The sequence below is a fragment of the Pseudomonas sp. P9_2 genome (assembly GCF_034008255.1).
GTDB lineage: Bacteria > Pseudomonadota > Gammaproteobacteria > Pseudomonadales > Pseudomonadaceae > Aquipseudomonas > Aquipseudomonas synxantha_A.
Genome location: NZ_CP125376.1, coordinates 1,818,281 through 1,837,078 on the forward strand (window position 1 = coordinate 1,818,281; position 18,798 = coordinate 1,837,078).

Below are 18,798 nucleotides of genomic sequence, written 5' to 3' on the forward strand. Positions count from 1 at the left end.
AGCAAGCTCGCTCCTACAGTCGAGAGGCGCAGGATTGTAGCGCAGTGCGCAGGAGGCGCCCAAACATGCGCATTCGTAACCGAATTTTTAGAAGTGCCCCGAATCGGCTCGCGGCTCTATAATGCTCGGCAGTTTTTCGTCCTCAGTACAGGTATCCCCTATGAAACGTCCAAGTGGTCGCGCTGCCGATCAGCTCCGCTCGATCCGCATCACCCGCAACTACACCAAACACGCCGAGGGATCCGTACTGGTCGAGTTTGGCGATACCAAGGTGATTTGCACCGTCAGCGTCGAAAACGGCGTGCCGCGCTTCCTCAAGGGCCAGGGCCAGGGCTGGTTGACCGCAGAGTACGGCATGTTGCCGCGCGCCACCGGTGAGCGTAACCAGCGTGAAGCCAGCCGTGGCAAGCAAGGCGGGCGTACCCTGGAAATCCAGCGCCTGATCGGCCGTTCCCTGCGCGCCGCGCTGGACATGTCCAAGTTGGGCGACGTGACCCTGTACGTCGACTGCGACGTGATCCAGGCTGATGGCGGTACCCGTACTGCATCCATCACCGGCGCCATGGTGGCCCTGGTCGACGCATTGAAAGTGATCAAGAAGCGTGGTGGCCTCAAAGCGGGTGACCCGCTCAAGCAGATGATCGCCGCTGTGTCGGTCGGCATGTACCAGGGCGAGCCTGTGCTGGACCTGGATTACCTGGAAGACTCGGCCGCCGAGACCGATCTGAACGTGGTCATGACCAGCACCGGTGGTTTCATCGAAGTGCAGGGCACCGCCGAAGGCGCGCCATTCCAGCCGGCTGAGCTGAACGCGATGCTGGCCCTTGCCCAGAAGGGCATGACCGAAATCTTTGCACTGCAAACCGCTGCACTCGCTGACTAAGCCTGCCCCAAGGAGAAGCGCCATGAATGACAGCCAATTGCCGGTTCCGGCACCGTCCAAGGAAGTACGCCAGTTGGCAATGCTGTGTCATTTCGCGGCGTTTGCAGGGTTGGTGTTCCCCTTCGGCAGCGTGTTGGGGCCGCTGATCCTGTGGCAGTTCAAGAAGGATGTGGACCCGCTTATCGATGATCAGGGCAAGGAAGCTCTGAACTTCCAGATCACCGTGGCCATCGCCTGGTTGGTGTGTCTGGTGTTGGGCTTCGTGGTGGTCGGCTTTTTGCTGATGACCGTACTGGTGATAGGGGCGTTGATACTGACGATCATTGCCGGGATCAAGGCCAACAAGGGCATTGCCTATCGCTATCCGTGGACTTGGCGTCTGGTCAAGTAACCGAGCGGCCACAAAAAAACCGACATTGCTGTCGGTTTTTTTTGTGCCTGGAAAAGGACCTCAGATGGTCAAGGTCCAGTCGTAGTCCACGATCAGCGGCGCGTGCTGCGAGAAGCGCGGCTGGCGTGGCAGGCGAGCGCTGCGTACGAACCGGCGCAGTCCCGGGGTCAGCAGCTGATAGTCGAAGCGCCAGCCCAGGTTGAGCATCTCGGCCTGTTCGTTATCCGGCCACCAGCTGTACTGGTCGCCTTCGCGGCTGACTTCGCGCAGGGCATCGACATAGCCCATGTTGCCGACAATCTCGTCCATCCAGGCCCGTTCCGGCGCCAGGAAGCCCGGTGATTGCTGGCTGTCGCGCCAGTTCTTGATATCCAGCTTCTGTTGCGCCACGTACAGCGAGCCACAATAAATGTACTCGCGACGTTTGCGTCGCTGTTTATCCAGGTAACGGGCGAAGTCGTCCATTAGCTTGAACTTCTGGTTCAAGTCTTCATCGCCGTTCTGCCCCGAAGGAAGCAGCAAGGTCGCGATGCTGACCTTGTCGAAATCGGCTTGCAGGTAGCGCCCGTAGCGGTCGGCTGTCTCGAAGCCGAGGCCGCTGATGACCGCCTTGGGTTGCAACCGCGAGTACAAAGCCACGCCACCTTGGGTGGGCACTTCGGCATCGCAGGCATAAAGGAAGTAGCCATCCAGTTGGAAGGCTGGGTCGTCCAGTTCAAAGGCGGAGGCGCGGGTGTCCTGCAGGCAGATGACGTCGGCATTCTGGGCTTGCAGCCAACTGAGCAAACCACGCTCGACTGCAGCCTGAATACCATTAACGTTCACACTGATGATCCGCATAAATGGCCCCAAAAATCGCGTGCGTGTATGATACACGCCGTCCACCTAATTAGCTAAATCCGTGGTATCTGAGGCTTTTTTCATGCAGGCGTATCAACGCGATTTCATTCGTTTTGCCATCGATCGCGGCGTTTTACGCTTCGGTGAGTTCACTCTCAAGTCCGGGCGCACCAGCCCGTACTTCTTCAATGCAGGCTTGTTCAACTCGGGTTCGGCCCTGGCTCAGCTGGGTCGTTTCTACGCGGCAGCCATCGTTGAAAGCGGTATTTCCTTTGATGTGCTTTTTGGTCCGGCCTACAAGGGTATTCCCCTGGCTGCGGCTACAGCGGTGGCCCTGGCGGAACATCATGGGCAGGATCTGCCGTGGTGCTTCAACCGTAAGGAAGCCAAGGCCCACGGTGAAGGCGGCAGCCTGGTAGGGGCTCCGTTGACCGGCGATGTGCTGATCATCGATGACGTGATCACCGCCGGCACCGCGATTCGTGAGGTGATGCAAATCATCGCTTCCCAGGACGGCGCCAAGGCCGCCGGCGTGCTGATCGCCTTGAACCGCCAGGAGCGTGGCAACGGTGAGTTGTCGGCGATCCAGGAGGTGGAGCGTGATTTCGGCATTCCCGTGGTAAGTATCGTGTCGTTGAACCAGGTGTTGCAGTTCCTGGAGGATGATCCGCAGCTCAAGCAGCATTTGCCGGCTGTGCGTGCATACCGCGAGCAGTTTGGCGTCTGATACTGAATTTTGTTGAAAGGGGCTTGTGTAGGAGGGGGATCTCCATTGTCCTCTGGCTCTATACAAAAAGGCCCCGCTCAATCGGATTGAGCGGGGCCTTTTTATTTGCAGCGGTTAAGGACGCTTGCGGTTACTGATCAGCGTGCCCACACCGGTATCAGTGAAGATTTCCAACAGGATTGCATTCGGCACACGGCCATCCAGGATCAGCGAGCTGCCTACACCACCTTGCACTGCTTCCAGCGCGCAACGGATCTTCGGCAACATGCCGCCGTAGATGGTGCCGTCGGCGATCAGGTCGTCTACCTGCTGGGTGGTGAGGCCGGTCAGTACCTTGCCTTCCTTGTCCATCAAACCGGCGATATTGGTCAGTAGCATCAGCTTTTCAGCCTTCAGTGCTTCCGCCACCTTACCGGCTACCAGATCGGCGTTGATGTTATAGGACTCGCCATTGGCACCCACGCCGATCGGCGCAATCACCGGGATGAAGTCGCCCTTGACCAGAAGGTTGAGCAAATCGGTGTTGATGCCGATCACTTCGCCCACCTGGCCGATGTCGATGATTTCTGGAGTGGTCATCTCCGGCGTCATCCGCGTCACGGTGAGTTTCTTGGCCCTGATCAGTTCGGCATCTTTGCCGGTCAGGCCAATCGCGCTGCCACCATGGCTATTGATCAAGTTGACAATGCTTTTGTTGACTTGACCGCCCAAAACCATTTCGACCACGTCCATAGTTTGTGCATCGGTCACGCGCATGCCATCAATGAAGTGGCTCTCGATAGACAGACGCTTGAGCAGGTCGCCAATTTGCGGCCCGCCGCCATGTACGACTACTGGGTTGATGCCCACTGCTTTCATCAGCACGACATTGCGAGCGAAGCCATTTTTCAGCTCTTCGTTCTCCATGGCATTGCCGCCATACTTGATCACCAGCGTCTTGCCGACGTAGCGTCGAATATAAGGCAACGCTTCGGACAGGACCTTGGCGGTGTTGGCAGCGGCTTCGCGTTCGAGGGTCATTCAGGGCTCCGGGCAAAAAATCAGAACGGTAATTGGAGATCAGGGGCAACACGTTTCAACTGGGCGTGGAACACGTCCTTGATGCGCTGCAACTCGGCCTCGGTATCCGCCTCGAAACGCAGGACCAGCACCGGTGTGGTGTTGGACGCGCGAACCAGGCCCCAGCCTTTGGCGTAATCGACTCGCACACCATCAATGGAGGTCAGGTTGGCCCCTTCACCCCATTGCGCATCGTGCAATGCGTCAATGATGCTGAATTTGCTCTCCTCGGTCACATGGATATTGATCTCTGGCGTAGAAATATCATTCGGGAAGGTCTGAAACAGTTCTTCGGCGGTGGATTTTTCCTTGCTGAGGATCTCCAGCAGACGAGCGGCGCTGTAAATGCCGTCGTCAAACCCGAACCAGCGCTCCTTGAAGAAGACGTGGCCGCTCATTTCGCCGGCCAATAGTGCACCGGTTTCCTTCATTTTCTTTTTGATCAACGAATGACCGGTCTTCCACATTAGCGGGCGACCGCCGTACTCCTTGATCAGTGGCGTCAGGCGGCGGGTGCATTTCACGTCGAAGATGATCTCGGCATTGGGGTTGCGCGCCACGACGTCACGGGCAAACAGCATCAGCAGGCGGTCGGGGAATACGATCTCGCCGGTTTCGGTCACCACGCCTACGCGGTCACCGTCGCCATCGAAGGCCAGGCCGACGTCGGCGCCCACTTCCTTGACCTTGGCGATCAGGTCCACCAGGTTTTCCGGCTTGCCCGGGTCCGGGTGGTGGTTGGGGAAGTTGCCGTCGACGTCGCAGAACAGCGGGATCACTTCGCAGTTCAGCGCTTCGAGCAATTGCGGGGCAATCACGCCAGCCGCGCCGTTTCCGCAATCCACCACCACTTTGAGGCGGCGCGCGAGCTTGACGTCGCGGGTGATTTCATCGGAGTAGCGCTGCAGGATGTCGACCTTGGTGATGGTGCCGGTGCCGCTGGTCAGGTCGTTGGTCTTCAGGCGGGTGTGCAGGGCCTGGATCTGTTCATTGGCCAGCGTATCGCCAGCGATGACGATCTTGAAGCCGTTGTAGTCCGAAGGGTTATGGCTACCGGTGAGCATCACCCCGGATTTACCGGCCAGTACGTTGGCCGCGTAGTACAACGCGGGTGTCGGCACCAGGCCGACGTCGCTGACATGGCAACCGCTGTCGGCCAGCCCCTGGATCAGTTGCTCGACCAGCTCGGGGCCGGACAAGCGGCCGTCACGACCCACCGAGACGTTGGGTTCGCCCTGGGCAAGGCTCTGCGAACCGATGGCGCGGCCGATCCAGTAGGCGGTTTCGGCGGTCAGGGTCTTGGGTACCACGCCACGAATGTCATAGGCGCGAAAAATGCTGTCGGGAAAGGTCGGGGCTACGCGGGCTGCGGTACTCATCGCGGGGGAAACTCCATCTGAAAGGGGGCAAGGCGGGCCTGATGTGGCTGGCCGGCAGGCTCAAACTGAAGGGTATGACGGCGTTTTCGGCAGAGAGTTCGTGGTGTAAAAATGCCATCGGCGCATTGGCGCTAGCATTATTTTTACGTAGTCCTTTGATTTCATTGGAGAAATCTCGATGATTATTTCCGCGCATTCTTCATCCTGAAAAGCCGGGCGGTGGCGCGTGGCCGGACGATTGCATCCGGCCACGTTCAGCTTAGTCAGTGACTGCCGGAATGCCCAAAACCGCCTGCGCCGCGTTGGGTTTCGTCGAATTCCTGCACCAATTCAAAATGCGCCTGCACCACCGGCACCAGGACCAGTTGGGCGATGCGCTCGCCGACGGCGATGTTGAAAGCAGTCTGGCCACGGTTCCAGCACGAGACCATCAGCTCACCCTGGTAGTCGGAGTCGATCAGGCCGACCAGGTTGCCGAGCACGATGCCGTGTTTGTGGCCCAGGCCGGAGCGCGGCAGGATCAGCGCCGCCAGGCCCGGGTCGCCGACATAGATCGACAGGCCGGTCGGGATCAGGATGGTCTGGCCCGGCTCAAGGATGGTGTCCTCCTTGAGCATGGCGCGCAGGTCCAGGCCGGCGGAGCCTGGTGTGGCGTAGGCCGGCAGGGGAAATTCGTTGCCGATGCGGGGGTCGAGGATCTTGGCTTGCAAAGCGTGCATGAAAATTAAACCTGGTTCAGCCGTTGGGCGATAAAAGAGATCAGTTGGCGGGCAATCTTGCCCTTGCTGGTCTGGGCGAAAAGGGTGGCGTGCAGCTCGCGGTCGATCACGCTGCAGGCATTTTCCTCGCTGTTGAAGCCGATGCTCGGGTTGGCGACATCATTGGCAACGATCAAGTCGAGATTTTTGTCTTTCAGTTTGCGCGCGGCGTAGTCCAGAAGGTGCTCGGTCTCGGCAGCGAAACCGACACTGAACGGACGGTCCGGACGGGTGGCGATGGTGGCCAGAATGTCCGGGTTGCGCACCATTTGCAGGAGCAGGCCGTCGCCGCTTGTAGGGTCTTTCTTGAGCTTTTGCGGGGCTACGACTTCCGGGCGGTAATCCGCAACCGCTGCCGAGGCGATGAACAGGTCACAGGGAATGGCGGCTTCACAGGCCGCCAGCATGTCCCGGGCGCTGACTACGTCGATTCGCGTGACGCGATCAGGGGTCGGCAAATGCACGGGACCTGTGATCAGGGTCACCCGTGCGCCTGCCTCGACCGCAGCTTCTGCCAACGCAAAGCCCATTTTTCCTGAGCTATGGTTGGTGATGTAGCGCACCGGGTCGATGTTTTCCTGGGTTGGGCCTGCGGTGATCAGCACGTGCTTGCCGGTCAGGGCCAGATGCTGGAAGCAATCGGCGGCGCACAGCGCAAGGTCGGTGGCTTCGAGCATCCGGCCCATGCCGACGTCGCCACAGGCCTGGCTGCCGGATGCGGGGCCAAACACTTTGAGGCCACGGCTTTGCAGGAGTTGGGTATTGGCTTGGGTGGCTGGGTCGCGCCACATGGCCTGGTTCATGGCCGGGGCGATCGCCACGGTGGCGTCGGTGGCCAATACCAGGGTGGTCAGCAGGTCATCGGCGATGCCCTGGGCCAGGCGGGCGATCAGATCGGCGGTGGCCGGGGCGATCAGCACCAGGTCGGCCCATTTGGCCAGTTCGATATGGCCCATGGCGGCTTCGGCCGCCGGGTCCAGCAGGTCGAGGTGAACCGGGTGGCCGGACAGGGCCTGCATGGTCAACGGGGTGATGAACTCACTGCCACCACGGGTCATGACCACGCGCACTTCCGCGCCCTGGTCCAGGAGCCTGCGAACCAACTCTGCGCTCTTGTAAGCGGCAATGCCGCCGCCGACGCCGAGAACGATGCGTTTCCGATACAGACGCTGCATTGGTTTGCCTTTCCAGTTCAGTGATGCCAGTTCAGTGACGCCTGCGATGACCCCTCCCCAGGTGAAATCGCATGCAAAAAAGAGGGCCTACGATAACACAGCGTCCGCCGCGCAACAGCGCAGCAGATACAGACGGAGGTGGGATGAGTATTCGTGATTGGCCTGTGGCGGAGCGTCCACGGGAGAAGCTGTTGGAGGGCGGCGCGGCGAGCCTGTCCGACGCCGAATTGTTGGCGATCTTCCTGCGTACTGGAGTTTCCGGTCGAAGTGCGGTGGATCTGGCGCGTGATCTGCTGGTGCAGTTTGGCGGCCTGCGCCCGCTGTTGGAGGCCAGCCAGACGCTGTTCAGCCAGCATATGGGGTTGGGGCCGGCGAAGTTCGCCCAATTGCAGGCGGTGCTGGAAATGTCCCGGCGCCATCTGGCCGAACGCTTGCGCGCCGACTCGGTAGTGGAGAGCCCGCTGGCTGTGCGTCAATACCTCAAGGCGCTGTTGCGCCATGAGCCTCATGAGATATTCGGCTGTCTGTTCCTGGACTCAAAGCATCGTGTACTGGGGTTCGAGGCGTTGTTTCAGGGCACCATCGACACTGCGATTGTTTACCCGCGGCAGGTGGTCAAGCGTGCCTTGGCGCATAACGCGGCAGCGGTGATTTTGTGCCACAACCATCCCTCCGGGAATGCGGAGCCCAGTGCATCTGATCGCAGATTGACCAAAATGCTGCAAAAGGCGTTGGAAGTGGTGGATGTGCGGGTGCTGGATCACATCATTGTGGGAGATGGTGATCCGCTGTCGATGGCTGAATACGGATGGGTATAGCCACCTCTGTCCCTGTAGGAGCGAACAAGCTCGCTCCACAGGGAAGGGGGTTGCGCCCTAGGGCTTGAGGCTGATTTTCGAATAATCCTGGCGGCCGAACGGGCTTACCTGGTAACCCTCGACATTCTTGCGCGCCAATGCAAACGCCGTCGGGTGCGCCAGCGGCAGCCACAGCGCCTGCTGCTGGATCTGCGCCTGGGCCTGCTGGTACAGCTTGGTGCGTACGCCTTGCTCGCTGGTGGTCTTGCCGGCACTGATCAACTTATCCAGAGCGGGGTCGCAGTAGCGGGCGAAGCTGGTGCCGGATTTCAGCGCTGCGCAGGAAAACTGCGGGGTCAGGAAGTTGTCCGGGTCGCCGTTGTCGCCGGCCCAGCCCATGAACAGCAAGTCGTGCTCGCCGGCCTTGGCGCGGCGAATCAATTCGCCCCATTCGATCACACGAATTTCAGCCTGGATGCCAACCTTGGCCAGGTCGGCCTGTAGCAGTTGGGCGCCGAGGTTCGGGTTGGGGTTCAGCAGGCTGCCGGTAGGGCGCGTCCATATTGTGGTCTTGAAACCGTCCTTGAGCCCGGCACGTTCCAGCAGCGCCTTGGCCTTGGCCAGATCCTGTGGGTAGCCTGGCAAATCCTTGGCATAGCTCCAGGTATTGGGCGGGTACACACCGTTGGCTGCTTCGGCGGTGCCCTCGAAGACGGCCTTGAGGTAGCTGCCCTTGTCAAAGGCCAGGTTGATCGCCTGGCGTACTTCGGGTTTGTCCAGCGGTGGGTGCTGGCTGTTGATGGCGACGAAAGCGGTCATGAAGGCAGCGGTTTTTTCCACCTTCAGCGCCGGGTCTTTTTCGGCTTCGCCTACATCCAGGGGCTTGGGTGACAGGGCAATCTGACATTCGTTGCGATGCAGTTTCTGCAACCGTACGTTGGCGTCCGGGGTGATGGCAAAGATCAAGTTATCCACAGCCGGTTTGCCCGCGAAATAGTCCGGGTTGGCCTTGTAGCGCACCACGGCGTCTTTCTGGAAGCGCACGAACACGAACGGGCCGGTGCCGATGGGCTGACTGTTGAGTTTCTCAGGCGTGCCGGCCTTGAGCAGTTTGTCGGCATATTCAGCCGGGTAAATCGAGGCAAAGCCCATGCTCAACGCCGGGAGGAAGGTGGAGTCGGCGTGGTCGAGGGTGAAACGCACCGTCAGCGGATCGAGGGCATCGATCTTCTTGACCAGTGCCGGCAATTGCAGGGACTGGGCGTGGGGGAAGCCGCTCTGGGCGATCTTGTGCCACGGGTTGGCCGGATCGAGCATGCGCTCGAAGCTGAAGCGCACGTCTTCGGCGGTCAGCGTGCGGCTTGGGCTGAAATAATCGGTACGGTGAAATTTCACGCCCGGGTGCAGCTTGAAGGTGTAGGTCAGACCATCGGGGGAAACTTCCCAGCTGTCTGCCAGGCTCGGTACCAGCTTGCCGCTGGCCGCATCAAAGTTCACCAGGCGGTTCATCAGCACGTCCGCCGAGGCGTTGGTGGTGGTCAGCGAGTTGTACTGCACCACATCGAACCCTTCGGGGCTGGCCTCGGTGCAGACGCTCAAGTTGGTGGCTGCAACGGCCATCGGTGCGATAAAGAAGGGGGCAAGCAGTAGTGGTAGGGCAGCGAGGCGCATATTCGGTTTCCTGTGCAGATCGAAGGCCCATCTGCGAGTGCAGTCTGGAAAAAGCCTACCGTAGAGGTCTGATTGATAAATGACTAGCCCATTTTTGCCTGTGCTTTTGGCCAAAATGCTGTTTTGATGGCGCCTCAGCGCGTTTCGCCGTGCACTTCCCTGTGCCTGCGGGCGCTGTAAATCATTCTGTGCGACGAGCGGTCAGCTGTTACAGCGGCCCCTACTGGCAGCGGTTCGGGCGTCCGGCACCAAGATTTACGCTGGTAAAAACACACGGGCTGTTGTTGCACTGGGGTCTTTCTGGTATAAAGCAGCGCTCTTTTCTAGGGGCCCGGTTCCTTCGCTTGTAGGTGTAGCCGGTAAGACCCTAAAGAAACGCGGCGCCTGGCGCCAAATGACTGAGAGATTAAGCGGCCAACCCATGCCGGGTTGGGCATGTGGTTTTAGAGGGCTGAGGCATGTCGAGAGTCTGTCAAGTTACCGGTAAGGGTCCGGTGACTGGGAATAACATTTCCCACGCAAATAACAAAACCCGTCGTCGTTTCCTGCCGAACCTGCAGCATCACCGCTTCTGGGTTGAAGAAGAGAAACGTTTTGTTCGCCTGCGTGTATCTGCCAAAGGCATGCGTATTATCGACAAGCGTGGCATCACTGTCGTGCTGGCCGAAATCCGCGCCGCCGGCAAGATCTAAGGAGCTCTATCATGCGTGAATTGATTCGAATGATCTCTAGCGCCGGTACTGGTCACTTCTACACTACCGACAAGAACAAGCGTACTACCCCGGACAAGCTCGAAAAGAAAATGTTCGACCCGCGCGTTCGCAAGCACGTGATCTACAAAGAAGGCAAAATCAAGTAATTGATTTTCTTCCTTGTGAAAAAAAGCCCGTATCTCACGATGCGGGCTTTTTTTTGCCTGGGATTTGCTGATCAGGCTTTCTGCTCGAACACCACGTAGATCTTGCGGCACGCTTCCAGCACTTCCCAGGTGCCCTTGAAGCCAGCGGGGATCACGAAGCGGTCGCCGGCGCGCAAGGTCTTGGCGTTGCCCTCGGCGTCACGCAGCACGGAAACCCCCTGCACAATTTCGCAGTATTCATGCTCGGTGTAGTTGACCTTCCACTGCCCGACTTCACCTTCCCATACCCCTGCATTCATCTGGCCACACGGGCTGTTGTAGTGGTTGTAGATCGTTTGCTCGGGATCGCCCTTGAGGATTTTTTCTGCGTCAGGGCGGTAGCGTTCGGGGGCCGTGCTGGCTTGGCTGAAGTCGACGATATCCTGGATGCTCATGTGCGTGTCCCGTCTGGCCTGCGGTTGGAGAGCCCAAAGTCTATGTTTATTAAAATGAACATCGCAAGGGCGTTTACCGTCGTTATGTCAAATATATTGAAACATCCCCAGCCGCTGGTTTAGGGTGGCAGCTGCCTTGCGCCGAACAGCTGGCTGGCGGGCAAGAATTCTTTGAGGCTGCCGGGGGGACACCCGCCTGGCCCTCTATTCAATAAGAGGAGGACACTCGCATGACCACCCTGACCCGTGCCGACTGGGAACAACGCGCCAAGGATCTGAAGATCGAAGGCCGCGCCTACATCAATGGCGAATACACCGCTGCCGTTTCCGGTGACACCTTCGAATGCATCAGCCCGGTCGACGGTCGTCTGCTGGCCACTGTCGCCAGCTGTGACGCGGCTGACGCCCAGGGCGCCGTGGAAAACGCCCGCGCCACCTTTAATTCCGGTGTCTGGTCGCGCCTGGCGCCGGCCAAGCGCAAAGCCACCATGATCCGTTTCGCCGCGCTGCTCAAGGCCAATGCCGAAGAGTTGGCACTGCTTGAAACCCTGGACATGGGCAAGCCGATCAGCGACTCCCTGAACATCGACGTTCCCGGTGCGGCAAATGCCCTGAGCTGGAGCGGTGAGGCAATCGACAAGATCTACGACGAAGTCGCGGCCACCCCTCATGATCAACTCGGCCTGGTGACCCGCGAGCCAGTCGGCGTGGTCGGCGCTATCGTGCCGTGGAACTTCCCATTGATGATGGCCTGCTGGAAACTCGGCCCGGCGTTGTCCACCGGTAACTCGGTGATCCTAAAACCGTCCGAAAAATCCCCGCTGACCGCCATCCGTATCGCCGCCCTGGCCGTCGAAGCCGGCATTCCAAAAGGCGTGTTCAACGTATTGCCAGGCTATGGCCACACGGTGGGTAACGCCCTGGCGGTGCATATGGACGTGGATACGTTGGTGTTCACTGGCTCCACCAAGATCGCCAAGCAACTGTTGATCCGCTCCGGCGAATCGAACATGAAGCGTGTGTGGCTGGAGGCGGGCGGCAAGAGCCCTAATATCGTGTTTGCCGATGCGCCGGATCTGCAAGCCGCCGCCGAATCTGCGGCCAGTGCCATCGCCTTCAACCAGGGTGAAGTCTGCACTGCCGGTTCGCGCCTGCTCGTGGAGCGTTCCATCAAGGACACCTTCCTGCCGCTGGTGATCGAGGCGCTCAAAGGCTGGAAGCCGGGCAACCCACTGGACCCAGCCACCAACGTGGGTGCGCTGGTGGATACGCAGCAGATGAATAACGTGCTGTCCTACATTGAGTCCGGTCATGCCGACGGTGCCAAACTGGTCGCTGGCGGTAAGCGCACACTGGAAGAAACCGGTGGCACCTACGTCGAGCCAACTATTTTCGATGGCGTGACCAATGCCATGAAGATCGCTCAGGAAGAGATCTTTGGCCCGGTCCTGTCGGTGCTCACTTTCGACAGCGCCGAAGAAGCCATCGCCATTGCCAACGACACCCAATACGGCCTGGCCGCAGCGGTATGGACGGCGGATATCTCCAAGGCGCACCTGACGGCCAAGGCCCTGCGTGCCGGCAGCGTCTGGGTTAACCAGTACGACGGCGGCGACATGACCGCACCGTTTGGTGGTTTCAAGCAGTCGGGTAATGGCCGCGACAAGTCGCTGCATGCGTTCGACAAGTACACCGAGCTGAAGGCGACCTGGATCAAACTCTAAGCAGCACTGCAGGCCAAATGTGGGAGGGGGCTTGCCCCCGATAGCTGGGTGTCAGCCACTGCATGTGGTGACTGGCCCACCGTTATCGGGAGCAAGCCCCCTCCCACACTGTTTTGTGCGACCCCGTAAATTATCCACAGGAGCGTGGCAATGCGTTGGGCGACTTATTTCGCCGTGCTGGCATCGGTACTCAGCGTTGGCCTGGCCTTGGGCGTGAGCATGCCGTTGGTATCCCTGCGTCTTGAAGGCTGGGGCTACGGCAGCTTCGCCATAGGCGTGATGGCGGCGATGCCGGCATTCGGCGTATTGCTGGGTGCCAAGGTCTCCAGCCGAATGGCGTCCTGGCTCGGCACTGCCAACTTGATGCGCCTGTGCCTGTGGGCCGGGGCGCTGTCTATCGGTTTGCTGGCGATCCTGCCCAGCTACCCGGTGTGGCTGGTGCTGCGGTTGATGATCGGGGTGATCCTGACCATCGTATTTATTCTGGGTGAAAGCTGGATCAACCAACTGGTGGTCGAGCAGTGGCGCGGCCGCTTGGTGGCGCTGTATGGCTGCACTTATGCCTTGAGCCAGCTGTCGGGACCCTTGCTGCTGGGCCTGATGGGCACCGATCATGATTACGGGTTCTGGGTGGGCGTCGGCCTTTTGGTAGTGGCGCCGCTGCTGTTGCTGGGGCGATCCGGGGCGCCGACGGCTGATGCGTTCAGCGTCACGTTCAGCGAGCTGTGGCGCTTTTGCCTGAGCTTGCCGGCGATTGCCTGGGCGGTGGCGTTATTCGCCGCATTCGAAGCGATGATTCTGACGCTGTTGCCGGTGTACTGCCTGCAACAGGGCTTCACTGCCGAGATTGCCTTGGCGATGGTTAGCACAGTGGTCGTGGGTGATGCGCTGCTGCAATTGCCCATCGGCGCCCTGGCCGATTACTTGCCGCGCCGCACGTTATTCCTGGGGTGTGCACTGCTGTTGTTGGCGTCGAGCCTGGCGGTGCCGTTGTTGATGCACACACTGCTGATCTGGCCGGTGTGGGTGCTGTTCGGCGCCAGCGCGGGTGGGTTGTTTACCCTGTCGCTGATTTTGATTGGCGAGCGCTACCGTGATGATGCGTTGGTGCGTGCCAACGCCCACGTGGCGCAGCTGTGGGGCATTGGTTGCCTGATCGGGCCGCTGGTGGCGGGTGCGGGCAGCCAATGGGTCAGCGGTCATGCACTGCCATTGCTGATGGCGGCGGGGGCGTTGGGGCTGGTGGTGCTGTTGCTGCGCCAAGGGGCGTTTGGAGCAGCGCAGCCTGCCTGAACTTCTTTGGTCTTAAAGCATGCGTTCCAGGCCAACTGACGTGGCGAACCAGGCATTGAAACGGCGCCACCAACTGCCGGGCTCGCGGGTCAGGGTGTGCAATTGCCCGTTGTCCTCGGTGACCCACACCACATTGCCATCCTGCAATTTCGCCTCGTAGCTCAGCGTCGGCGCCATACCTTCCAGCGCCAGGTTACGCACATGCTCCGCCAGTTCTGGGCTGTCCACCAGTACGCCGACTTCGGTGTTCCACAGCACCGAACGCGGGTCGAAATTGAACGAGCCGATAAATGACTTCTCGCGATCAAAGATCATTGCCTTGCTGTGCAGGCTCGAATCGGAGCCGTAGAGGCTGCCGCGACGAAACAGGTGCGGGCCACTGCTGGCACTGGGGTCGCCTGGTTGTCGGCGCAGCTCATAAAGTTTGACCCCATGCTCCAGCAATGCCTTGCGATAGGGCGCGTAACCGCCGTGCACGGCCGGTACGTCAGTGGCTTCAAGGGAGTTGGTCAGCAAGCTCACCGACACCCCTGCATCGGCCCGACCCGTCAGGTACACCAGCCCGGGCGACCCCGGAACGAAGTACGCCGAAATCATGATCAGTTCACGGCTGACCCCTTCCAGCTCCGGGGCCAATTGGGTGGTGAGCAGCAACTGCGGGTCCGGATCAGCCTTGGCCAGCACCTTGCTCGGTGCGTCCCACAGCGCCTGGTTCCAGGCCCAGATCAGCTCACGGCGCCAGATGTCCATACGGGGTTGGGTCTGATAGGTACGCAGGCGGTTATACAGCGCGTGGTTCTGCTGACGCGATTGCGCCAATGAAGCTTCCAGGCGCCCGCGGGCGACGGCCAGATCGATTTTGGAGGGCATCTTCGAGACAAACTCATCAATAGGTTTGCTCAGTGCGCTGTTCCAGTACTGATCGAAACTGTGACCCAGTTGCTCTGCCACCGGCCCGACGCTGAGCATGTCGATATCGGTGAAGTTCAGGTTGGGCTCGGCGTCGAAATATTCGTCCCCCAGATTGCGCCCGCCCACAATGGCCACGCTGTTATCCGCCAGCCACAGTTTGTTGTGCATGCGCCGATGTTGCAGCGACAGGTTGAATACACGGCCCATAGCGCGTGTAACGCCGGTGCTGCGCCCCAGATGCAGGGGGTTGAACAGGCGAATTTCGATTTTGGGGTGGGCGGCGAGGGTGGCGATGACCTGGTCGAGGCCGTCGCTGGTGGTGTCGTCCAGCAGGATGCGCACACGCACGCCGCGGTCGGCGGCCTTGAGCAGTTCGTCCACGAGCATACGCGTGCTGATGCCGTCGTGAACGATGTAGTACTGCAAATCGAGGCTGGATTGGGCGTTGCGGATCAGCTCGGCGCGAGCCATGAAGGCTTCACTGCTGTTGGGCAGCAAGCGAAAGCCCGAGCGCCCCTGGTGCGGCGCCGCCTGGGCCTGGATCGAGCGCCCGAACGAGGAGCCGTTCGCCGGCAGGGCATTGCTGGGAATACGCGGTGAGTCGACCGTGGCGCAGCCGCCCAGGGCCAAGGTGCCCAACAGCAAAAACGGTAATAGCCGTCGAATTATCAAGGGAGCTGCTTCCAGGTCGGGGCGGTTATCGATATATGACGGCCTTTTCCGGCGAAAGGTCAGTGCAGCGTCTCTGCCAGCATTTTGAGCGCGGCGGCGCCGACCTTGCGCACCGCTTCTTCAATCTGCGGGGTTGGCTTGGCGGCGTAGTTCATTCGCAGGCAGTTACGGTACTTGCCGGAGGCAGAAAAGATGCTGCCTACGGCCACTTGTACGCCTTGCTCCACCAACACGCGATTGAGCTTCAAGGTGTCGAAGCCCTCCGGGAGTTCGATCCACAGCAGGAAGCTGCCTTGGGGCCGACTGGCGCGCGTGCCTGCCGGGAAGTAGCGGCTCACCCAGTCGAGCATCAAGTCGCGATTGCGCTGGTATTGCGTGCGCATCCGGCGCAAATGCGGTTCGAAATGGCCGTTTTTGAGAAATTCGGCAATCGCAATCTGCGGCTGGGTGGCGGTAGAGCCGGTGCTGATGTATTTCATGTGCAACACCCGGTCCAGGTAGCGCCCTGGCGCGACCCAGCCAATGCGTAACCCGGGTGCCAGGGTTTTCGAGAATGAGCTGCAGAGCAGCACGCGGCCATCGTCATCGAAGGATTTAATGGTGCGAGGGCGTGGGTAGCTGTAGGCCAGTTCGCCATACACATCGTCTTCGATGATTGCCACGTCATAGCGCTGCGCGAGTGTCAGCAGTGCGCGTTTGCGCGCCTCCGGCATGATGTAGCCCAACGGGTTGTTGCAGTTGGGCGTGAGCTGGATGACTTTGATCGGCCACTGTTCCAGCGCCAGTTCCAGCGCTTCCAGGCTAATGCCGGTGATCGGGTCGGTGGGGATTTCCAGGGCTTTCATGCCCAGGCCCTTGAGGGTCTGCATGGCGCCGTGGAAGCTGGGCGAGTCCACCGCAACAATATCGCCGGGCTCGCAGATCGCCCGGATGCTGGCCGACAGCGCCTCATGGCAGCCGGTGGTGATCACAATGTCTTCAGCGGTCAGTTGGCAGCCGGAGTCCAGCGACAGTCGAGCGATTTGCTCGCGCAATTCCATACAGCCAAGGATGTTGTCGTAATACAGGCCCGGCAGATCCTGGCGCCGACTCACCCGCGCCAGGCTGCGCAGCAAAGGTTTCAGGGTGGGTGACAATACATCTGGCATACCACGGCCCATCTGTATGACGTCTTTGCGGGGTACCGCGCGAATCAGCTCAAGCACCTGGTCCCACTGGGAGATCTCTACCGGTCGTTGGGCCGGGCGGCCTATCTCGGGCAGGGCCGGCAGCTCGCGACCGGCGGGTACAAAGTAACCGGACTTGGGCTTGGGCATCGCCAGGCCGTTGTCTTCCAGCAACCGATAGGCCTGCTGCACGGTGCTCAGGCTGACCCCGTGCTCCACGCTCAAGGCTCGCACCGAGGGCAAGCGATCGCCGGGGCGATAGAAGCCTTGTTCGATGCGAGTGCCGAGCAATTCAGCGAGGTTGACGTAAAGGGTCATGGCGGCCGCTCCTGATAGACCAGTACAGATAGAGGGAAAATACAGGATTCAGCCGTCCATAGGCAGTATCTGTATGGATTTAATAAAAACAGGCTGGATCTGTAATGGTTTTGCCCGTGCCCCCATCCTAGTCACTCAAGGCAACAAGCCAACGAGGGGCAGCAAAATGAACGGCATGAGCGATGTGCGGCTGGCGCTACACAGCCAAGAACTGGAAGCAGGGCAGGAGCGGGCAACGACTGCGCCTGTCGGCAGCCGCTGGAGCCTGTTCTGGCACCGTCGTCACACGCGCAAGGCGTTGCTTACGCTGACCCGCGAGCAGCTGCTGGACGTGGGTTTGACCGCTGAACAGGCGCGCCAGGAAGGCTTGAAGCCGTTCTGGCGCAGTTGATCAGACCAGTTCTTTGAGGCGGTGCCAGAGCATCCCTAGCGCCAGCAGCGGTGAACGCAAGTGTTTGCCACCGGGGAAGGTGATGTGCGGCACCTGAGCGAACAGGTCGAAACGCCCCTGTTGCTGGCCGCTGATGGCTTCGCCGAGCAACCTGCCCGCAAGGTGCGTGGCATTCAGGCCATGACCCGCGTAAGCCTGGGCGTAATACACATTGGGTTGATCCGCCAACCGGCCGATCTGCGGCAGGCGGTTGGCGCCGATGCCGATCATGCCGCCCCACTGGTAGTCGATCTTCACGTCGGCCAGTTGCGGGAATACCTGCAACATTTTCGGTCGCATATAGGCGCCGATATCCTTGGGGTCGCGTCCGGAATAGTGGCAGGCGCCGCCGAACAACAGGCGGCGGTCGGCGGACAGGCGGAAGTAGTCTACCGTCACGCGCTGGTCACACACGGCCATGTTCTGCGGCAGCAGGCGGGTCGCTTGCGCTTCACTCAAGGGCTCGGTGGCGATGATGTAGCTGCCGGCCGGTAGTACCTTGCCACTCAACTGCGGGTTGAGCCCATTCAGGTAGGCGTTGCAGCACAGCACCAGGGTCTTGGCACGTACGTGGCCCTGGGCGGTGTGCACCTTGACGTCGGGGCCGTAGTCGATGCGCGTCACTTCAGACTGCTCGAACAACTTCACGCCCAACTGCTGCGCGGCGGCCGCCTCGCCCAGCGCCAGGTTCAGTGGGTGCAGGTGACCAGAGCCCATGTCGATCATGCCGCCCACATAGCGCTCGGAGCCGATCACGCTGCTCATCTGGCTGGCTTGCAGCAGGCGAACCTCGTGGCGGTAGCCCAGGCTGCGCAGTTCTTCGGCATCTTGCGCCAGGCCCTGCAAATCACGGGGTTTGTTGGCCAGGTCGCAGTAGCCCCAGGTCAGGTCGCAGGGAATCTGGAAGCGTTCTACGCGTTCACGCACGATCTCCACGGCTTCCAGCCCCATCAGCTTCATCTGGCGCACGCCGTCACTGCCGATCACGGACGCGAACTGATCCAGCCCGTGGCCGACGCCGCGAATCAACTGGCCGCCATTACGCCCGCTGGCGCCCCAGCCGATTCTGCGTGCTTCCAGCACCACCACGCTGAAGCCGCGCTCGGCCAGCTCCAAAGCCGTGTTGAGCCCGGAATACCCTGCGCCAATCACGCATACATCGGCGCGCAGCTCGCCTGTCAACGCCGGGTATTCGGGGTGCGGCACGCTGCTGGCGGCGTAGTAGGACGCGGTATGCCGGGCGCTGGCGGTCATGGGGAGCCTCCCTGTTTGGAAAATTTGACGCAGGATACAGCGGTCCGATGAAGCTG

At 60.4% G+C, this 18,798-nt stretch carries 18 protein-coding genes and 1 pseudogene; 9 read left to right on the forward strand and 10 right to left on the reverse strand.

Features of this window, described 5'->3' with window-relative positions:
* Positions 1-160 precede the first annotated feature (160 nt).
* Entirely contained in the window at positions 161-883 is a 723-nt protein-coding gene (gene rph, locus QMK52_RS07910) for a ribonuclease PH (protein WP_005792487.1), read from the forward strand.
* A gap of 22 nt (positions 884-905) precedes the next feature.
* Positions 906-1,274: a DUF4870 domain-containing protein gene (locus QMK52_RS07915; RefSeq protein WP_005792486.1), complete on the forward strand. Its 369-nt coding sequence runs from the start codon at positions 906-908 to the stop codon at positions 1,272-1,274.
* Positions 1,275-1,334: 60 nt separating this feature from the next.
* On the opposite strand, the gene QMK52_RS07920 is transcribed toward QMK52_RS07915, so the two are convergent.
* Positions 1,335-2,114 carry an exodeoxyribonuclease III gene (locus tag QMK52_RS07920; RefSeq protein WP_003195493.1) on the reverse strand — a complete coding sequence of 260 codons (780 nt, stop codon included), beginning with the start codon at positions 2,112-2,114 and terminating at the stop codon, positions 1,335-1,337.
* An 82-nt stretch (positions 2,115-2,196) separates the two neighbouring features.
* Here QMK52_RS07920 and pyrE point away from each other — a divergent pair, with 82 nt between their 5' ends.
* Positions 2,197-2,841, forward strand: coding sequence for an orotate phosphoribosyltransferase (gene pyrE / locus QMK52_RS07925; RefSeq protein ID WP_003195489.1), 645 nt, complete (start codon positions 2,197-2,199; stop codon positions 2,839-2,841).
* 114 nt (positions 2,842-2,955) lie between these two features.
* Here the strand turns inward: pyrE and argB are convergent, their stop codons facing one another.
* The 4 genes and pseudogenes from argB to coaBC all read right to left on the reverse strand — a co-directional run bounded on the left by argB (position 2,956) and on the right by coaBC (position 7,212).
* The gene (gene argB / locus QMK52_RS07930) at positions 2,956-3,861 is read right to left on the reverse strand and encodes an acetylglutamate kinase (RefSeq protein WP_005792485.1); all 906 of its coding nucleotides are present in this window, start codon (positions 3,859-3,861) and stop codon (positions 2,956-2,958) included.
* 20 nt (positions 3,862-3,881) lie between these two features.
* A pseudogene (locus tag QMK52_RS07935) lies at positions 3,882-5,288 on the reverse strand (phosphomannomutase/phosphoglucomutase); the annotation flags it as partial.
* A gap of 254 nt (positions 5,289-5,542) precedes the next feature.
* Positions 5,543-5,998 carry a dUTP diphosphatase gene (dut, locus tag QMK52_RS07940; protein ID WP_005792483.1) on the reverse strand — a complete coding sequence of 152 codons (456 nt, stop codon included), beginning with the start codon at positions 5,996-5,998 and terminating at the stop codon, positions 5,543-5,545.
* Between the two features lie 5 nt (positions 5,999-6,003).
* On the reverse strand, positions 6,004-7,212 hold the full coding sequence (coaBC, locus tag QMK52_RS07945; RefSeq protein ID WP_005792482.1) for a bifunctional phosphopantothenoylcysteine decarboxylase/phosphopantothenate--cysteine ligase CoaBC: 1,209 nt from the start codon (positions 7,210-7,212) through the stop codon (positions 6,004-6,006).
* 143 nt (positions 7,213-7,355) lie between these two features.
* Between coaBC and radC the strand changes: the two genes are divergently transcribed.
* Positions 7,356-8,030: a RadC family protein gene (gene radC / locus QMK52_RS07950; protein WP_103734156.1), complete on the forward strand. Its 675-nt coding sequence runs from the start codon at positions 7,356-7,358 to the stop codon at positions 8,028-8,030.
* Between the two features lie 57 nt (positions 8,031-8,087).
* Here the strand turns inward: radC and QMK52_RS07955 are convergent, their stop codons facing one another.
* The gene (locus tag QMK52_RS07955; RefSeq protein WP_320403991.1) at positions 8,088-9,680 is read right to left on the reverse strand and encodes an ABC transporter substrate-binding protein; all 1,593 of its coding nucleotides are present in this window, start codon (positions 9,678-9,680) and stop codon (positions 8,088-8,090) included.
* Positions 9,681-10,138: 458 nt separating this feature from the next.
* Here QMK52_RS07955 and rpmB point away from each other — a divergent pair, with 458 nt between their 5' ends.
* Positions 10,139-10,372, forward strand: a complete 234-nt coding sequence (gene rpmB / locus QMK52_RS07960; RefSeq protein ID WP_003176907.1) for a 50S ribosomal protein L28 — start codon at positions 10,139-10,141, stop codon at positions 10,370-10,372.
* An 11-nt stretch (positions 10,373-10,383) separates the two neighbouring features.
* Positions 10,384-10,539, forward strand: a complete 156-nt coding sequence (gene rpmG / locus QMK52_RS07965; protein WP_003176906.1) for a 50S ribosomal protein L33 — start codon at positions 10,384-10,386, stop codon at positions 10,537-10,539.
* A 71-nt stretch (positions 10,540-10,610) separates the two neighbouring features.
* Here rpmG and QMK52_RS07970 read toward each other — a convergent pair whose 3' ends face one another.
* Complete coding sequence (locus QMK52_RS07970; protein WP_320403992.1) at positions 10,611-10,973, reverse strand: cupin domain-containing protein; 363 nt, start codon at positions 10,971-10,973, stop codon at positions 10,611-10,613.
* Between the two features lie 230 nt (positions 10,974-11,203).
* On the opposite strand from QMK52_RS07970, the gene QMK52_RS07975 reads away from it, so the two are divergent.
* Together QMK52_RS07975 and QMK52_RS07980 are read left to right on the forward strand one after the other, a co-directional pair.
* Complete coding sequence (locus tag QMK52_RS07975) at positions 11,204-12,697, forward strand: aldehyde dehydrogenase (RefSeq protein WP_005792478.1); 1,494 nt, start codon at positions 11,204-11,206, stop codon at positions 12,695-12,697.
* Positions 12,698-12,847: 150 nt separating this feature from the next.
* Positions 12,848-13,990 carry an MFS transporter gene (locus tag QMK52_RS07980; RefSeq protein WP_005792477.1) on the forward strand — a complete coding sequence of 381 codons (1,143 nt, stop codon included), beginning with the start codon at positions 12,848-12,850 and terminating at the stop codon, positions 13,988-13,990.
* Positions 13,991-14,002: 12 nt separating this feature from the next.
* On the opposite strand, the gene QMK52_RS07985 is transcribed toward QMK52_RS07980, so the two are convergent.
* Positions 14,003-15,571 (reverse strand): phospholipase D family protein, encoded by a 1,569-nt coding sequence (locus tag QMK52_RS07985; RefSeq protein WP_320404190.1) that lies wholly within the window; start codon positions 15,569-15,571, stop codon positions 14,003-14,005.
* Positions 15,572-15,633: 62 nt separating this feature from the next.
* Positions 15,634-17,058, reverse strand: coding sequence for a PLP-dependent aminotransferase family protein (locus tag QMK52_RS07990; protein ID WP_005792475.1), 1,425 nt, complete (start codon positions 17,056-17,058; stop codon positions 15,634-15,636).
* Positions 17,059-17,224: 166 nt separating this feature from the next.
* Between QMK52_RS07990 and QMK52_RS07995 the strand changes: the two genes are divergently transcribed.
* On the forward strand, positions 17,225-17,449 hold the full coding sequence (locus QMK52_RS07995) for a DUF1127 domain-containing protein (protein ID WP_005792474.1): 225 nt from the start codon (positions 17,225-17,227) through the stop codon (positions 17,447-17,449).
* Here the strand turns inward: QMK52_RS07995 and QMK52_RS08000 are convergent, their stop codons facing one another.
* Positions 17,450-18,742, reverse strand: a complete 1,293-nt coding sequence (locus QMK52_RS08000) for an NAD(P)/FAD-dependent oxidoreductase (RefSeq protein ID WP_005792473.1) — start codon at positions 18,740-18,742, stop codon at positions 17,450-17,452.
* Positions 18,743-18,798: the final 56 nt, after the last annotated feature.

Coding starts and splice junctions, on each gene's coding strand:
- QMK52_RS07970 (WP_320403992.1), bottom strand. CDS start 10,973: ATGAGCATCCAGGATATCGTCGACTTCAGCCAAGCCAGCACGGCCCCC.
- QMK52_RS07975 (WP_005792478.1), top strand. CDS start 11,204: ATGACCACCCTGACCCGTGCCGACTGGGAACAACGCGCCAAGGATCTG.
- dut (WP_005792483.1), bottom strand. CDS start 5,998: ATGCACGCTTTGCAAGCCAAGATCCTCGACCCCCGCATCGGCAACGAA.
- QMK52_RS08000 (WP_005792473.1), bottom strand. CDS start 18,742: ATGACCGCCAGCGCCCGGCATACCGCGTCCTACTACGCCGCCAGCAGC.
- argB (WP_005792485.1), bottom strand. CDS start 3,861: ATGACCCTCGAACGCGAAGCCGCTGCCAACACCGCCAAGGTCCTGTCC.
- pyrE (WP_003195489.1), top strand. CDS start 2,197: ATGCAGGCGTATCAACGCGATTTCATTCGTTTTGCCATCGATCGCGGC.
- QMK52_RS07920 (WP_003195493.1), bottom strand. CDS start 2,114: ATGCGGATCATCAGTGTGAACGTTAATGGTATTCAGGCTGCAGTCGAG.
- rpmB (WP_003176907.1), top strand. CDS start 10,139: ATGTCGAGAGTCTGTCAAGTTACCGGTAAGGGTCCGGTGACTGGGAAT.
- QMK52_RS07980 (WP_005792477.1), top strand. CDS start 12,848: ATGCGTTGGGCGACTTATTTCGCCGTGCTGGCATCGGTACTCAGCGTT.
- rph (WP_005792487.1), top strand. CDS start 161: ATGAAACGTCCAAGTGGTCGCGCTGCCGATCAGCTCCGCTCGATCCGC.
- coaBC (WP_005792482.1), bottom strand. CDS start 7,212: ATGCAGCGTCTGTATCGGAAACGCATCGTTCTCGGCGTCGGCGGCGGC.
- QMK52_RS07955 (WP_320403991.1), bottom strand. CDS start 9,680: ATGCGCCTCGCTGCCCTACCACTACTGCTTGCCCCCTTCTTTATCGCA.
- QMK52_RS07915 (WP_005792486.1), top strand. CDS start 906: ATGAATGACAGCCAATTGCCGGTTCCGGCACCGTCCAAGGAAGTACGC.
- QMK52_RS07995 (WP_005792474.1), top strand. CDS start 17,225: ATGAACGGCATGAGCGATGTGCGGCTGGCGCTACACAGCCAAGAACTG.
- QMK52_RS07990 (WP_005792475.1), bottom strand. CDS start 17,058: ATGACCCTTTACGTCAACCTCGCTGAATTGCTCGGCACTCGCATCGAA.
- radC (WP_103734156.1), top strand. CDS start 7,356: ATGAGTATTCGTGATTGGCCTGTGGCGGAGCGTCCACGGGAGAAGCTG.
- rpmG (WP_003176906.1), top strand. CDS start 10,384: ATGCGTGAATTGATTCGAATGATCTCTAGCGCCGGTACTGGTCACTTC.